At 59.3% G+C, this 246-nt stretch carries 1 protein-coding gene; it reads left to right on the top strand.

All coding sequences use genetic code 11. The annotated features are described in order from the left end of the window. Positions 1–96: 96 nt before the first annotated feature. Positions 97–246, top strand: a 150-nt coding sequence (locus tag SB751_RS34040; protein ID WP_410749503.1) for a LysR family transcriptional regulator, incomplete at its 3' end; no start/stop codon positions are given.

Raw genomic sequence — 246 nt, forward strand, 5'->3', positions numbered from 1 at the left:
TGGGGTAGGGAATCAGGGCAGCATCATGCCTGCGCCAGGTCATCCAGTAAAATGCTTAGATTTTCCACATCGATTCATTCCTGATATGGATAGGGCATGCTGACCCATCGTCACGTCGAAGTCTTCCGCGCCCTCATGATCGCCGGCAGCGTGACCAAGGCCGCCGACCTGTTGGTCACCTCGCAGCCCACCGTCAGCCGCGAACTGGCGCGCATGGAGCAGACCATCGGCTTCGCCCTGTTCGAG

Origin of the sequence: Cupriavidus sp. SIMBA_020 (assembly GCF_046535395.1) — a bacterium.
Classification (GTDB): Bacteria; Pseudomonadota; Gammaproteobacteria; order Burkholderiales; family Burkholderiaceae; genus Cupriavidus; species Cupriavidus campinensis.